General features: G+C 70.6%; 12 protein-coding genes and 1 pseudogene. 9 read left to right on the top strand and 4 right to left on the bottom strand.

Annotated features, from left to right (window positions below; all coding sequences use genetic code 11):
* Positions 1–256: 256 nt before the first annotated feature.
* The 4 genes and pseudogenes from OG251_RS17985 to OG251_RS17970 form a co-directional block, all read left to right on the top strand.
* Entirely contained in the window at positions 257–592 is a 336-nt protein-coding gene (locus OG251_RS17985; protein WP_073719500.1) for a YbaB/EbfC family nucleoid-associated protein, read from the top strand.
* 99 nt (positions 593–691) lie between these two features.
* Positions 692–1291, top strand: a complete 600-nt coding sequence (gene recR / locus OG251_RS17980; RefSeq protein ID WP_326678144.1) for a recombination mediator RecR — start codon at positions 692–694, stop codon at positions 1289–1291.
* 65 nt (positions 1292–1356) lie between these two features.
* On the top strand, positions 1357–2016 hold the full coding sequence (locus OG251_RS17975) for a DUF5063 domain-containing protein (RefSeq protein ID WP_326678143.1): 660 nt from the start codon (positions 1357–1359) through the stop codon (positions 2014–2016).
* Between the two features lie 47 nt (positions 2017–2063).
* Positions 2064–2252 (top strand): annotated as a pseudogene (locus OG251_RS17970) (LamG domain-containing protein); the annotation flags it as partial.
* Positions 2253–2297: 45 nt separating this feature from the next.
* Here OG251_RS17970 and OG251_RS17965 read toward each other — a convergent pair.
* Positions 2298–3416 carry an abortive phage infection protein gene (locus tag OG251_RS17965; RefSeq protein ID WP_326678142.1) on the bottom strand — a complete coding sequence of 373 codons (1119 nt, stop codon included), beginning with the start codon at positions 3414–3416 and terminating at the stop codon, positions 2298–2300.
* 152 nt (positions 3417–3568) lie between these two features.
* Positions 3569–4030 (bottom strand): PaaI family thioesterase, encoded by a 462-nt coding sequence (locus tag OG251_RS17960; RefSeq protein ID WP_326678141.1) that lies wholly within the window; start codon positions 4028–4030, stop codon positions 3569–3571.
* 502 nt (positions 4031–4532) lie between these two features.
* Here OG251_RS17960 and OG251_RS17955 point away from each other — a divergent pair.
* The 5 genes from OG251_RS17955 to OG251_RS17935 all read left to right on the top strand — a co-directional run bounded on the left by OG251_RS17955 (position 4533) and on the right by OG251_RS17935 (position 10367).
* Entirely contained in the window at positions 4533–5519 is a 987-nt protein-coding gene (locus OG251_RS17955; protein ID WP_326678140.1) for a hypothetical protein, read from the top strand.
* Positions 5520–5783: 264 nt separating this feature from the next.
* The gene (locus OG251_RS17950) at positions 5784–7055 is read left to right on the top strand and encodes an aspartate kinase (protein ID WP_326678139.1); all 1272 of its coding nucleotides are present in this window, start codon (positions 5784–5786) and stop codon (positions 7053–7055) included.
* Positions 7052–8116 carry an aspartate-semialdehyde dehydrogenase gene (locus OG251_RS17945; protein WP_326678138.1) on the top strand — a complete coding sequence of 355 codons (1065 nt, stop codon included), beginning with the start codon at positions 7052–7054 and terminating at the stop codon, positions 8114–8116. Before OG251_RS17950 ends, OG251_RS17945 begins: the two co-directional genes overlap by 4 nt.
* A 359-nt stretch (positions 8117–8475) precedes the next feature.
* Entirely contained in the window at positions 8476–9051 is a 576-nt protein-coding gene (locus OG251_RS17940) for a SigE family RNA polymerase sigma factor (protein WP_073719508.1), read from the top strand.
* The gene (locus OG251_RS17935; RefSeq protein ID WP_326678137.1) at positions 9048–10367 is read left to right on the top strand and encodes a hypothetical protein; all 1320 of its coding nucleotides are present in this window, start codon (positions 9048–9050) and stop codon (positions 10365–10367) included. Before OG251_RS17940 ends, OG251_RS17935 begins: the two co-directional genes overlap by 4 nt.
* A gap of 441 nt (positions 10368–10808) precedes the next feature.
* On the opposite strand, the gene OG251_RS17930 is transcribed toward OG251_RS17935, so the two are convergent.
* Together OG251_RS17930 and OG251_RS17925 are read right to left on the bottom strand one after the other, a co-directional pair.
* Positions 10809–11588, bottom strand: a complete 780-nt coding sequence (locus OG251_RS17930) for an SURF1 family protein (protein ID WP_326678136.1) — start codon at positions 11586–11588, stop codon at positions 10809–10811.
* Between the two features lie 345 nt (positions 11589–11933).
* Positions 11934–13751, bottom strand: coding sequence for a S9 family peptidase (locus OG251_RS17925; RefSeq protein ID WP_326678135.1), 1818 nt, complete (start codon positions 13749–13751; stop codon positions 11934–11936).
* Positions 13752–13812 lie beyond the last annotated feature (61 nt).

The raw sequence follows: 13812 nt of genomic DNA, 5'->3' as shown, positions 1-13812 counted from the left end.
CGGGTAACTCTGCGTTACCGGCGGTGCGGGTGTGTGTACTGATACGCGTGCCCTTCCTACCGCCGAATGGTGGGCCGTGGGGTCGAAATCGCGGGATTCCTGCCTTCGCACGGCCTGTGATCAGGTATAGGAGGCGGGGAGGGGCTCCCGCGATCTCACCCGAAAGAGTTGGTCCCCGGCGGGTGGGGCGCGGCGACCGGTGAACACGTAGGCTCGGCTTACCGAAACATTTGTCGTCGAAATGCCAGGAGTGACCGTGATTCCCGGTGGTGGTCAGCCCAACATGCAGCAGCTGCTCCAGCAGGCCCAGAAGATGCAGCAGGACCTTGCCGTGGCCCAGGAGGAACTGGCCAGGACCGAGGTCGACGGCCAGGCGGGCGGGGGCCTGGTGCGGGCCACCGTGACCGGCTCGGGCGAGCTCCGTGCCCTGGTGATCGACCCCAAGGCCGTGGACCCGGAGGACACCGAGACGCTGGCCGACCTGGTGGTCGCCGCGGTCCAGGCGGCCAACGAGAACGCGCAGGCGCTCCAGCAGCAGAAGCTGGGCCCGCTGGCCCAGGGCCTGGGCGGCATGCCCGGTCTCCCCTTCTGACCTTCCGGACCTCCGGACCCTTCCGGGTCCTCACGAGACCTACTGGTACCCACGCGTACCCACTACGGTACGAAGCAGGAATAAGGGAAAGGCGTTCCGTTGTACGAAGGCGTTGTTCAGGACCTCATCGACGAGTTGGGCAGGCTGCCCGGCGTCGGTCCCAAGAGCGCCCAGCGGATCGCCTTCCACATTCTTCAGACCGAGCCCACCGACGTACGCCGTCTCGCCCATGCCCTCCTGGAGGTCAAGGACAAGGTCCGGTTCTGCGCCGTGTGCGGCAACGTCGCCCAGCAGGAACAGTGCGGGATCTGCCGGGACCCGCGCCGCGATCAGACGGTCATCTGTGTGGTCGAGGAACCCAAGGATGTCGTCGCGATCGAGCGGACCCGTGAATTCCGGGGCCGCTACCACGTCCTCGGCGGCGCGATCAGCCCGATCGAGGGCGTCGGCCCGGACGACCTGCGCATCCGGGAACTGCTGGCCCGGCTCGCGGACGGTTCCATCACGGAACTGATCCTGGCGACCGACCCCAACCTGGAGGGCGAGGCCACCGCGACGTACCTGGCGCGGATGGTCAAGCCGATGGGCCTCAGAGTGACCCGGCTGGCCAGTGGCCTGCCCGTGGGCGGCGACCTGGAGTACGCCGACGAGGTCACCCTGGGCCGCGCCTTCGAAGGAAGGCGGCTGCTGGATGTCTGATGCCCACCTGGTGCTTTTCCGGCCCCACTCACCGTTCGTGACCGCGCCCACGGGAGGTCCCCTCGATGTCTGACGCCACGCTGAACTCCGTCACGCAGGACCCGGACGACTTCGCCGTCCAGATCGCGGACCAGATCAAGACGTTCATCGTCGCGGTCACCGAGGTGTCCAAGGTCGACGAGCCCGAGGAGGCCGTCCCGGTCCTGCTCCTCCAGGTCTCCCAGCTCCTGCTCGCGGGCGGCCGCCTCGGTGCGTACGAGGACGTCCTGCCCGACGAGCGGTACGAACCGGACCTCGGCGCCGAGCCGGACGCGGACGGGCTGCGCGAACGCTTCGCGGCCCTCCTGGAGCCGATCGACGTCTACTCCGAGGTCTTCGACCCGTACGAGCCCCGCAAGCCCCCGGTCCCGCACCGCATCTCGGACGACCTGGCCGATCTGGTCACCGACCTCGGCCACGGACTGGCCCACTACGATGCCGACCGCACCGCCGAGGCGCTGTGGTGGTGGCAGTTCTCGTACTTCTCCAACTGGGGCTCCACCGCCTCCGCCACCCTGCGCGCCCTCCAGTCCCTGATCGCCCACATCCGCCTCAACCAGCCCCTCGAAGAGCTCGACGGCCTGGACATCGACCAGGACCCGGGCGAGGACGACCTGGCGGAGGAGGCGGGGCGCGTGATGGTGGCGGAGATCGCGGGACCGCTGGGGCTGCGACCGGTGAAGTAGCGGACGGCACCGCGGTCTACGACGACGCGACGGACGAGGTCGGGCTCTATGTGAACGGCCGGACGAACGCGGAGGCCGGTGCGGAGTTCCACGACGCGCGGAAGAGCACCGGCGGCCTTCAGGTCGGGCGCGGGATCGCGTCCGACGGATGGGGCGAGTACCTGCACGGCGACGTCGACCAGGTGCGGGCCTTCGCCGGTGCGCTGACCGGCAGCGAGATCGCCCTGCTCGGCTAGCAGGGCTCAGCCCGCACCCCCCTCACTCCTCTCACCGCCCCACCCTCACCGCCCCGCCCTCCCGAAGTGCCGTGACAGTGCGTGGAAGGACTCCTTCGGTTCCCAGTGCCAGGGGGACGCCGGGTCGTCGGGGTCGCCGTCGCGGATCGTCTTCACGAGGTTGTACGTGGCCATGTCCAGGTCGTGCAGCGGGTCGTCGGGGCGGTGGGGGGCGTCGGGGGCGGAGAAGGCGTAGACCAGCGCCGCGTACAGGCCCAGCGACTCGAAGACGTCGAACACGTCGGTCAGGTACGCCGCCTGGACCCGCTCGCTGCGGACCAGGTCGCCCTTGATCTCGCCCTTCTCGTAGTCGACGACGTTCCAGCCCATGCCGCCCTGCTCGGGTGCCCCGACGTACGTGCACGTGCCGCACTCGGTGATGGCGACCGGCTTGCCCCACCGCAGATACGGGCGCAGGTCGCGGACGTATCCGGCCCGACTGCCGTGATACGCGTAGTAGTTGACGCTCACCAGGTCGAAGAGGTCCCAGTCCACCACGTCCTCGTGCGCCGCGCCGTACGTCAGCGGCCCCCGGAACACGGATCGTCCGGCCTTCGCCGCCCGTGCGATGAACGAGGTGAGACGCCGCCGCATCAGCACGGGATCGAACGTCCCGTTGAGCAGGTTCTCCACGCGTTCGAGCGCCGAGTCCCCCGGGACGATCCCCGGTACGTACAGCACGAACTCGCACCCGACGCTGAGGTGTACGCGCGCCCCCTGGCGTCGCAGCCGTTCCGCGTGCCGGCCGGTCTCGGCGAGGTGGTCGAGGATGTCCGCCTCCGGGACGTCGCCCAGGCGCGGCTGGAGCCAGACGTGCAGGCCGCGTTCGGCCGCCTCGGCCGCCGTGGCCGCGAGCCGTTCGACGCCGTCGCCCCAGACCGAGACGGAGTTGGCGTGCAGATCGTTCCTGATCACCCGGAGGTCGGCGCGCATACGCTTCGCGTTCCACCCGGTCGCCGGGTTCTCGCCGTCGGCGACCTCGTACAGCACGCCCCGATACGTCAGTCCCGGTCGCGGTGACGCGCCGGCCGGGGCCGCCGAGAGCAGCGGACCGGCCGCTCCCGCCACCCCCAGCGCCGCCGTCCCGGCCAGAAACCGTGCCCGGCTGATTCCACTGCTCCGCACTGGGTGCCTCCCGTTCGTTCCCGTGATCCGGTGTTCCCGTGATCCGGTCGAGGCGTCCAGTGTCGTGAGCGAGGGGCGGCCGGGGCGTCGGCCGATGGTCTACGGGAGGCTGACGAAAGTCGTACGGGGCCGCGGCGCCGGCGGTCGCGGGCTCACTGCTCGGGCACCGCCACGCGGATCAGCGTCTGCTGGCCGTTGGCGACCAGTTTCCTCCGGCCGTCCTGGACGCCGAACACCTCCAGCAGGCACACGGTCAGGGTCCGCCCGGACTTCAGGACGGTTCCGACCGCCTCGATGTGGTCGCCGACGGCGGGCGCGAGGAGGTTGATCTTGTACTCGACCGTGAGTACCTCGGCGTTCTCCGGGAACAGCGTGCACGCCGCGAAACCACCGGCGGTGTCCGCGATCGCGCTGGTGGCGCCCGCGTGGATGTAGCCGTTGTGCTGGGTGACCTCGGGGCGGCTCGGGAGCTCGATGTGCACGCGGCCCGGCGCGATCCGCGTCATCCGTGCGCCGAGGTGGTGCATCAGCCCGTGGCGGTCGAATCCGGCCCGGATACGGGCCCGCACCTCGGGGCTCGCCTGCTCCTGCTCCTGCCGCGTCCGCTCTTCCATGTGGTCTCCTCCGCTTCTCCTCGGCCGGCCGGGCGTTCCGTCGGAGGAACCCGCCGGCGGCGATCATCATGGCACCGCGGGGCCGGGGGACCCGCGTGCCGCTGACGGCCGCGTCTTCTGCGAGGAGTGGGCGAGTGGCGTCGTTCGTCGCTGTTGCCGCAGGTCGTCCCGAGGCTCAAGCCCCGAGTCCCGGGCCTCGGGCTCCGAGCTCTTTTCTGTAGGAATGGGTGGTGGAGGTTGAACCCACCCACCCTCCCAAGTCCCGCGCGGACCTGCGCAGATGAGCCGGCAGGAGACGCGGGGGTGACATTCGGTGATCGGTTTGCGCCGCAGCGTATGCGCACTCTAGATTCACGGTGAGCAACCCACAGTCCGAAAAACGGACGACCCCGGCGGTGCTACCAACACCATCCGGGGTCTGACCGTTCCAGATCGAAATGAGGCTTCGATCCGCATGGCTGCTGCCCATGTTAGTGCTGCCCTGCGTGCGCCCGCCCATCCCATGGCCAAAGCCGGGTACGGAAAGCGTCACGCCCCCGACGAAGCCCCGCGCGGAGCCGATGACTTCGGCCACCTGGACGCCCGGGAAGCGGCCATCGCCGCGTACATCGACCGACTCCCCGAAGGCGCCGCCGTCGGCTACAAGGCGCTGGCCGAGGAACTGCCGGAACACGGCCAACAGGCGTGCCGCAGCGCGCTGGACCGGCTGACCCGCGCCGGGCATCTGCGCCGGATCAAGGTGCACCTCACCGTGACCGACGGCGGGAAGCGCTGGGTGACGCGTACGTACTTCTCGCGGACCGCCCGCGACGCCGACTGGTGGGCGCGGTACGTGCGGTTCGTACGGGGCGTCGACGCCCCCGGTCAGCCGCCTGCCCCGGACGCGGTGTCGCGGCAACAACCACAGCAGCAACCACAGCAACAGCAAGGGCAGTCGCAGCGGCGGCCGGAGTCGGAGCCCGAGCCCGGCGTTCCGCCCGTGCGCTCGGAGGCGTACAGCGTGCTCGCGGGGCTCGGCGGCCAGGAGCCGAGGCTCCAGCTGTCCGACGGGGAGTGCGTGGCGCTGGAACACCTCGTCGACGAGTGGCTCGTACGCGGGCTCGGCCGTGAACAGGTCACCAGGTCCCTGGTGGCGGGGCTGCCCGCCTCCGTGCATTCCGCCGGAGCCTTCCTCCGTACCCGACTGGAGAACAAGATGCCCCCTGCGCCGCAGTCCGCCAGGACGGACACCCACCGCGAGGAGATCGTGGGCGCTCTGATGATGTGCGCCTTCTGCGACGAGGACGAGACCACGACCGCGCTGGTCGACGGCGTCTGTGCGGGCTGCCGCGCCGACATCGACCGCGACGAGGCGAGCGGGGCGACCGGCGACGTACCGGATACGTTCCTGTCCCGCCCGCGCGGACAGCTGGACGTCGCCGCCCGCGTGGCCGAGCTGCGATCGGCGGCGGGACGCGGAACGGCCGCGGTGCCGAGGCCGCGCCGGTGAGCGTGAGAACTGGGCGATGACCCCCGGCGCCGCCGACCGGCGGACCGGCCGACCGGCCGCGGGCGGGGCTTCCCGGCATGTGGGCTGGGCCACATGGGGGAGTGCGGGGGCGATCGGCGGGCAGCAGCCCGGTACGAGCAGTTCGGGTCGACACGCCGGATCATGTGGTGGGCGGGACATCTCACCATCTGGTATGAGGCGGGCGATTCCGGACTGCTCGTTAAACTGAGCCGACCGCAGTAATGGACTGAGCGAGGAGCGCACGTGGGCCTTGTCGTGCAGAAGTACGGAGGCTCCTCCGTAGCCGATGCCGAGGGCATCAAGCGCGTCGCCAAGCGAATCGTCGATGCCAAGAAGAACGGCAACCAGGTGGTTGTCGTGGTGTCAGCGATGGGCGACACGACGGACGAGTTGATCGATCTCGCCGAGCAGGTATCCCCGATTCCTGCCGGGCGCGAATTCGACATGCTGCTGACCGCCGGAGAGCGGATCTCCATGGCCCTGCTGGCGATGGCGATCAAAAACCTGGGCCACGAGGCCCAGTCGTTCACGGGCAGCCAGGCCGGTGTCATCACCGACTCGGTTCACAACAAAGCGCGGATCATCGATGTCACGCCGGGCCGGATTCGTACCGCGCTCGACGAGGGCAATATCGCGATCGTCGCCGGATTCCAGGGTGTGTCCCAGGACAAGAAGGACATCACCACTCTGGGCCGCGGCGGATCCGACACCACCGCGGTCGCGCTCGCGGCCGCGTTGGACGCCGAGGTCTGTGAGATCTACACCGATGTGGACGGTGTCTTCACCGCCGACCCGCGGGTCGTGAAGAAGGCCCGTAAGATCGACTGGATCTCCTTCGAGGACATGCTGGAGCTGGCGGCGTCCGGCTCCAAGGTGCTGCTGCACCGCTGCGTGGAGTACGCACGCCGATACAACATTCCGATCCACGTCCGTTCGTCCTTCTCCGGACTGCGCGGCACCTGGGTCAGCAACGAGCCGCAAGGGGACCAGCAGGTGGAGCACGCGATCATCTCCGGAGTCGCCCATGACGTCTCGGAGGCCAAGATCACCGTCGTCGGCGTCCCCGACAAGCCGGGCGAGGCCGCCGCGATCTTCCGCGCCATCGCGAACGCGGAAGTCAACATCGACATGGTGGTGCAGAACGTCTCCGCCGCGTCGACGGGGCTGACGGACATCTCCTTCACGCTGCCCAAGGCCGAGGGCCGCAAGGCCATCGACGCCCTGGAGCGGACCAAGGGCACCATCGGCTTCGACTCGCTGCGCTACGACGACCAGATCGCCAAGATCTCCCTGGTCGGCGCCGGTATGAAGACCAACCCGGGCGTCACGGCGGGCTTCTTCGAGGCGCTGTCCGACGCGGGCGTGAACATCGAGCTGATCTCGACCTCCGAGATCCGTATCTCGGTGGTCACCCGCGCCGACGACGTCAACGAGGCCGTGCGCGCCGTGCACACCGCCTTCGGCCTCGACAGCGACTCCGACGAGGCCGTCGTCTACGGGGGCACCGGACGATGACCGCCCGCCGCCCTTCGCTCGCGGTCGTCGGCGCGACCGGGGCGATCGGTGGCGTCATGCTCCAGATCCTTTCGCAGCACGCGGATGTCTGGGGCGAGGTGAAACTGATCGCCTCGCCGCGTTCGGCCGGCCGCAAGCTGGTCGTACGCGGTGAGGAGACCGAGGTCCTCGCGCTCGGCGAGGACGTGTTCGACGGGGTCGACGTGGCCCTGTTCCTGGTGCCGGACGAGGTGTCCGCGCGATGGGGACCGATCGCCGCGTCCAAGGGCGTCGTGGTCATCGACGACTCGGCGGCCTTCCGGCTCGACGACGACGTACCGCTGGTCGTCCCCGAGATCAACCCGCACGCCGTACGGCTCCGGTCGCGCGGAATCGTCGCCTCCCCGAACTGCACCACGCTGTCACTGATCGTCGCGGTCGGTGCGCTGCACGCCGAGTTCGGGCTGCGGGAACTGATCGTCTCCTCCTACCAGGCGGTGAGCGGCGTGGGCCGGGACGGTGTCGCGGCCCTGCGCGAGGAACTGTCCCTGGTGGCCGGTACGGAGCTGGGCACGCACCCCGGTGACGTACGGCGGGCCCTCGGCGACCGCGAGAAGAGCCCCTTCGCCGCACCCGTGGCCCTGAACGTCGTGCCGTGGGCCGGTACCGACGCCGGGGACGGCTGGTCGTCCGAGGAACTGGCGATCCGCGAGGAGTGCCGCAAGGTCCTGGACCTGCCTGACCTGAAGGTCACGGCGACCTGTGTGTACGTCCCCGTCGTCGCGACGCACTCGATGTCCGTCCACGCGCACTTCGAGAACGAGGTAGCCGTCGACCGGGCGCACGAGATCCTGGCGACCGCGCCCGGAGTGGTGCTGTTCGACAGCCCGGCGTCCGGCGACTTCCCCACACCGTCCGACGTCGTGGGCACCGACCCGACGTGGGTCGGACGGGTCCGGCGCTCGATGGACGATCCACGGGCATTGGAAATGTTCGTTTGTGGTGACAATCTCCGAAAAGGTGCGGCTTTGAACGTCGCCCAGATCGCCGAATCCGTGGCTGCCGAATTCCCCCGAGCCTGATCGAACTTGTTTTGTAGGATCCGTGAACGCTCTATGAGCAATTCGCTGGTCTGAACCCCTTGAGCTGGGGCGTTGTCATATCCGACGATGATCTCCCGGCCTTCTGCAACCGCACGTCGGTCGGGCAGCGTCTATGCCGTCACTTCTTGCGTGGCGGGGCGCATTTATGGGGCATTTGGGGAAGAGCAGGTACGTATGAGGGCATGTCGCACAGCGCTGAACGCGGTGCCGTACGCGTACAACCCTGACGGGGGGCAGCGTGTCCAACTGGCGTGGCAGAGGTTCTCGATATCACAGTGGTGGGCCAGTGGCGGGGCGCTTCGGTGCGTCCGCTCCGGCGGCCCCGCGCGGCCGGTGGCATGCCGGTGATCGCGCCCATGCCCGCTGCGCGTCCGGCGAGGCTGCCGTCGCAGCGCGAGGGCGCTGAGGAGACGGTGGCAGCGGGGACCACGGTCGACCATCTCACCGAGACCTATCGCGCCCACTACCGTTCGCTGCTCGGCCTCGCGGCCCTGCTGCTGGACGACACCGCGTCCTGTGAAGACGTGGTGCAGGAGGCGTTCATCCGCGTGCACTCGGCGCGCAACCGGGTACGGGAACCGGAGAAGACTCTCGCGTACCTCCGCCAGACCGTCGTCAACCTCTCCCGTTCCGCCCTGCGTCGGCGCATCCTCGGGCTGAAGCTGCTCTCCAAGCCGATGCCGGACATGGCGAGCGCGGAGGAGGGCGCGTACGACCAACTGGAGCGGGACGCGCTGATCAAGGCGATGAAGGGGCTTCAGCGACGCCAGCGCGAGGTGCTGGTGCTGCGCTACTTCGCGGACATGACGGAAGCCCAGGTCGCGGAGACGCTGGGAGTGTCACTGGGTTCGGTCAAGGCGTACGGTTCCCGCGGTATCGCGGCACTGCGCGTCGTGATGGAGGCGCAGGCATGAGCGGGCCCGAGGGCAGGCACGAGACTGACCGGACTGGAAACGGAATTGTGAACCACGGGCCGGAGAGCACCCCGGAGAACACCCCGGAGAACACCCCGGGCAACGATGCCGCGGACGACGCCCGGAGCGATACGCGGAAAGACGTGCCGCGCCACGCGTCGGAAGGTGCGTCGGGGGATGCGTCGGGGAACGTCGTGGGCATTGATACGGGCGGCGTCGACGCGGGTGGAGAGGGATCGGGCGCCGGTGCGGGTGGCCGCCTTTCGGGCGGCGACGCCTCGGGCACGCTGACCGACCTCTTCGCCGGCCGCACGCGCGACGGCGGGGAACTGGACGAGGTGGCCCTGCGCCGCATGCTGCGCGGCGCGGTCCACGACCTCGCGCCCTCCGAGGGCACCCTGGACCATCTGCACCGTGCGGTTCCCGCCCGGCGCGCCAGGCGGCGGCAGGCCGTCGTCGGGGCGGCCGCGGCGGCCCTGCTGATCGGCACGGCCGTTCCCGCCTTCGTCCACGTCGCGAGTTCGGACGGCTCGTCCACCGACCGGCCCGCCATCGCCGGTCACGGAGAGCAGACCCAGGGCGGCAACGGCACCGAGACCGGTTCCGAGGCCGGCAACGACCTGCCGTCCAATGCCTCCGAGCGGGAGAACGAGGGCGGCAAGGGCCTCCCGGACGCCTCCGGCAGCCCCTCGGCGAGCGGCGGTACGGACACCGAGGGCAACGCGATTGGCGGCGTCGCCGACTCACCCCGCTCCGAAGTGGCCTCCATGCCGACCTGCGACCCCAGCCAGCTCGGGGTCGCCTCGGCGGGGACGGGCGCGACGGGTGCCGACGGCACGGTGTACGGAAGTTTCAAGATCGCCAACGTGTCCGGCAAGGACTGCTCGGTGAGCAGCAACGGCACCGTGAGCTTCCTGGCCAGCGGCGCGGCCGACCCGCTCAAGATCGACGTGGTCCAGCACACCGCGGGAGACGCGGCGTCCGGACTCCCCGACCCCTCGACGGAACCGGGAACGGTGTTGCTGAAGCCGTCCATGGCGTACGAGGTGAAGTTCGCCTGGGTGCCGACGGACACCTGCCCGACCACCGGCGCCACTCCCAGCCCGACCCCGACGGACGGCGCCGGGGGCTCGACCGGCGAAGGCTCCCCGCAGGACGGTACGCAGGCACAGCTCGCGGGCGAGGAGGGCGGCCCGGCGGACGGCAGCGTCGCCGTGACGCACACCCCGGAATCGGGCGCGCCGACAGCCGAGACGAAGATCGACAACGCGTGCGCGGGCACGATCTACCGGACAGGCGTGCTCACCGCGTCCTAGCCCGCACCCGCCCGGTCCCGCACAGACGGGGGGCTGGGCTGCCGTCCGACCGGGTGGGGCCTGGCCACGGATACGGACATGGATACGGCCACGGGCACGGGCACGGGTACGGGTACGGGTACGGCCACGGGCACGGGTACGGCCACGGGCACGACCACGCGGCTGACGAGGCCCGAAGAGCCCGCAGGTCCGGATGACCGGCCGGTCCGACAGGCGGCCTCCAGGGCCCACGGCCGGTCCGACAGGCAGTCCGACGGCCGGTCCGACACATGGCCTCCCAGCCCCATTGGACCGGCGTGCAGCTCCCTCAGGACTCATGGACCAGCAGACTGTCCCAGGCCCCCAGGCCCCCAGGCCCCCAGAGCAACAGGCGGCCCCAAACCCCCACGGCGCCGGACCGACGCGTGGTCGCCCAGGCCCGCAGGGGCGGATGCGGGTGGGTCAGTCGGCGTCGGGGACGAGACCCAGCTCTATGTCACGGGCGGCCTCGGCCTCGCGCCGGACGAGCCGGAACCACATGAAGAGCACGAAGCCGGCGAAGACGAACCACTCGCCGGTGTAGCCGAGGTTCTGGAACGCCTTCAGGTCGAGTCCGCTGCCCTGCGGCGCGGCGGCCGGGACCGGCTTCATCGCGCCGCCCGTACCCCCGGCCTCGGCCTCGGGGAGGGTCACCCAGGCGTCGTACACGTCGTACGGGACGAGGTTCACCAGGGACGCGGCGCTGATGATGCCCACCTGGCCGTCGGGGAGCCCGCCCTCGGAGTGGACGCCGTCGCTGTTCATGTTCTCGGAGGCCTGGAGGTCCCCGGTCACGGTGACCTCGCCCTTCGGCGCGGCGGGAACCGCGGCGCTCCCCGCGCTGCCGGGCAGCCAGCCGCGGACGACCGGCAGGGCCTTGCCGCTGTCGGTACGCAGCAGGTTCAGGACGTAGAAGCCGTTGCGGTCGTCCAACTCGCGGCCGGGAACCAGGAACTGGTCGGCGTACGTGCCGGACGCGACGGCCGGACGGCCGGACGTCACCTTGTCGACGGGCAGCAGCGTGTCGAGCGGCTTGGCCGCCCGCGTACTCGGATCGGGCTGCTTCTCGGCCTCCTCGTGCGACTGCACGCGGTCCTCGAAACGGCCGAGCTGCCAGGTGCCCATGAACACGCAGAACGGGATGGCCAGCACGACGAAGAGGTTGATCCCCCACCATCGCGGGGTCAGCAGGAACCGGTACACCCCTCCACGGTACGGTCCCCGCCCCGGCGGCCCGGAGCGGGGTACACCATTTATCCAGCCCTTACGCGTGCGCGAGGGCGTCGGCAGCCCGTCACCACGTTGACGTCGGGCCTGCGCCCGGAACACCGCGTGGCACCATCCACGCGGCCCCGCCGCCGTCCGGCCGCCCCCGTTGCCGCGACGCCCCGCCCCGACTCGCTCCGACCCGCATTGCCGCGACGCCCCGCGACGCCCCGCGCCGACTCACCCTGCCCCGACGCCCCGCCCCGACTCGCCCAACTCGACACCGGGCGAGGAACCGTGCCTCGCCGTCCCGTCGTCCCGCTCGGCCGCCGCGCCCTCCCGTCAGCCGCCGTCGTTGTCGGGGGCGCCCGCCAGGTGCTTCAGGGCGAAGTCGAGCTCCAGCCGGACCTGTTTGATCCGTTCCTCCACCACGAGGGAGCCGTGCCCGGCGTCGTACCGGTACACCTCGTGCACCGCGCCGCGCGCCTTCAGGCGGTCCACGTAGTTCTCCACCTGACGAATGGGGCAGCGCGGATCGTTGACGCCCGCCGAGATGTAGACGGGTGCGCGCACCGCGTCGACGTACGTCAGCGGCGACGAGGCCGCGAACCGCTCGGGCACCTCCTCGGGGGTGCCGCCGAGCAGCGTGCGGTCCATCGCCTTCAGGGCCTCCATCTCGTCGTGGTAGGCCGTGACGTAGTCGGCGACCGGCACGGCGGCCAGGCCGAGGGCCCACGACTCGGGCTGCGTGCCGAGGCCGAGCAGGGTCAGATAGCCGCCCCACGAGCCACCGGCCAGGACCAGCCGCTGCGGGTCCGCGAGCCCGGACTTCACCGACCAGTCCCGTACCGCCGCGATGTCCTCCAGCTCGATCAGGCCGACGCGGTGCTTGAGCGCGTCCGTCCAGGCGCGGCCATAGCCGGTCGAACCGCGGTAGTTGACCCGTACGACCGCGAAACCGTGATCCACCCAGGCGGCCGGACCGGAGGCGAAGGCGTCGCTGTCGTGCCAGGTCGGCCCGCCGTGGATCTCGAAGATGGTGGGGAACGGGCCGTCACCGGTCGCGGGCCGCTGCACGAGGGCGTGGATGCGGCCGCCGGGACCCTCCACCCACGCGTCCTGGACCGGTACCGACGCCGGGGCCTTGGCGCCGGGCGGGTCGAGCACCACGGAACCGGCCGTGGAACGGACGACGGGCGGCTGCGCGGCCGACGACCAGAGGTACTCCACGGTGCCGTCAGGGCGGGCCGTGGCACCCGAGACCGTACCGGCGGGGGTCAGGACCCGGACCGGCTCCTCCGCACCCGGCTCGTACCGCCACAACTCGCTGCGGGCCTCGAAGCTGTGCTCGATCAGCAGCGCGGAGCCGTCCGGATACCACTCGGCGCCCACGTCACCGGGCAGTTCGACGGGCAGGGCGGTCTCGGTGCCCGCGACCGGGTCCCAGATCATCGGCTCCCAGCGGCCCCGGCGCTGATGCCCGACGAGCAGCCGGGAGTCACCGGCCACGGGCGCGAAGCCCAGCACCGCGAGGCCCAGCTCCTTGGTGCCGCCCTCGGTGTCGTCCAGCTCGGCGACCGTGGAACCGTCCGGGCGCACGACGCGCAGCGCGGAGTGCATCGCGTCGCCGTGCTCCGTGTGCTCCAGGGCGATCAGCGTGCCGTCGTGGGAGAGATCCCCGACCCCGGCGGACTCCCGGTGCCGGTAGATCTCGGCGGGCTCCTCCTGCGGGCGTACGAGATGGATCGTCGTGCCGTCCTCGTCGGTGGAGCGGCCGATCACCGAGGTCCCGTCGCGCCCGATGGCGAGGCCCGCAGGGTACGAGGGCTCCAGACCGGGAGCCGCCGGCTCGTCGGCGCCACCGGCGAAGGGCTGCCGCATCCACACACCGAACTCGTCGCCATCGGTGTCGCTGAACCACCAGATGGTCCGACCGTCCGGGGTCAGCACACCGTCGGTCGTCCCGTTGGGCCGGTCGGTCGCCTGGCGCTGTTCCCCGCTGGACCGGTCCCAGGCGTACAGCTCATACGTCCCCGTGGCATTGGAGACGAACAGTGAGCGCTCAGGGGCGTCCTCGGCCCAGTCGGGCAGGGAAACCCGGGGTGCGCGGAACCGCTGCTCCCACTCCGGCGTGGACGAGGCGTTCTGTGTATCGCTCATGCCACCATCCAACCCGATCGGACGCGCGACCGGGTGGCCTGTGGATAACCCCTCGCACCAG

It is taken from the genome of Streptomyces sp. NBC_01237 (assembly GCF_035917275.1).
Taxonomy (GTDB): Bacteria; Actinomycetota; Actinomycetes; order Streptomycetales; family Streptomycetaceae; genus Streptomyces.
The sequence above is the reverse complement of the archived record's forward strand: the minus strand, read 5'-3'. Positions and strand labels throughout refer to the sequence as shown.

Excerpts from the sequence above, each read along its gene's own strand:
- OG251_RS17975 (WP_326678143.1), top strand. The coding sequence starts at position 1,357 with ATGTCTGACGCCACGCTGAACTCCGTCACGCAGGACCCGGACGACTTC.
- OG251_RS17960 (WP_326678141.1), bottom strand. The coding sequence starts at position 4,030 with ATGGAAGAGCGGACGCGGCAGGAGCAGGAGCAGGCGAGCCCCGAGGTG.
- OG251_RS17955 (WP_326678140.1), top strand. The coding sequence starts at position 4,533 with ATGGCCAAAGCCGGGTACGGAAAGCGTCACGCCCCCGACGAAGCCCCG.
- OG251_RS17945 (WP_326678138.1), top strand. The coding sequence starts at position 7,052 with ATGACCGCCCGCCGCCCTTCGCTCGCGGTCGTCGGCGCGACCGGGGCG.
- OG251_RS17940 (WP_073719508.1), top strand. The coding sequence starts at position 8,476 with ATGCCGGTGATCGCGCCCATGCCCGCTGCGCGTCCGGCGAGGCTGCCG.
- OG251_RS17935 (WP_326678137.1), top strand. The coding sequence starts at position 9,048 with ATGAGCGGGCCCGAGGGCAGGCACGAGACTGACCGGACTGGAAACGGA.
- OG251_RS17925 (WP_326678135.1), bottom strand. The coding sequence starts at position 13,751 with ATGAGCGATACACAGAACGCCTCGTCCACGCCGGAGTGGGAGCAGCGG.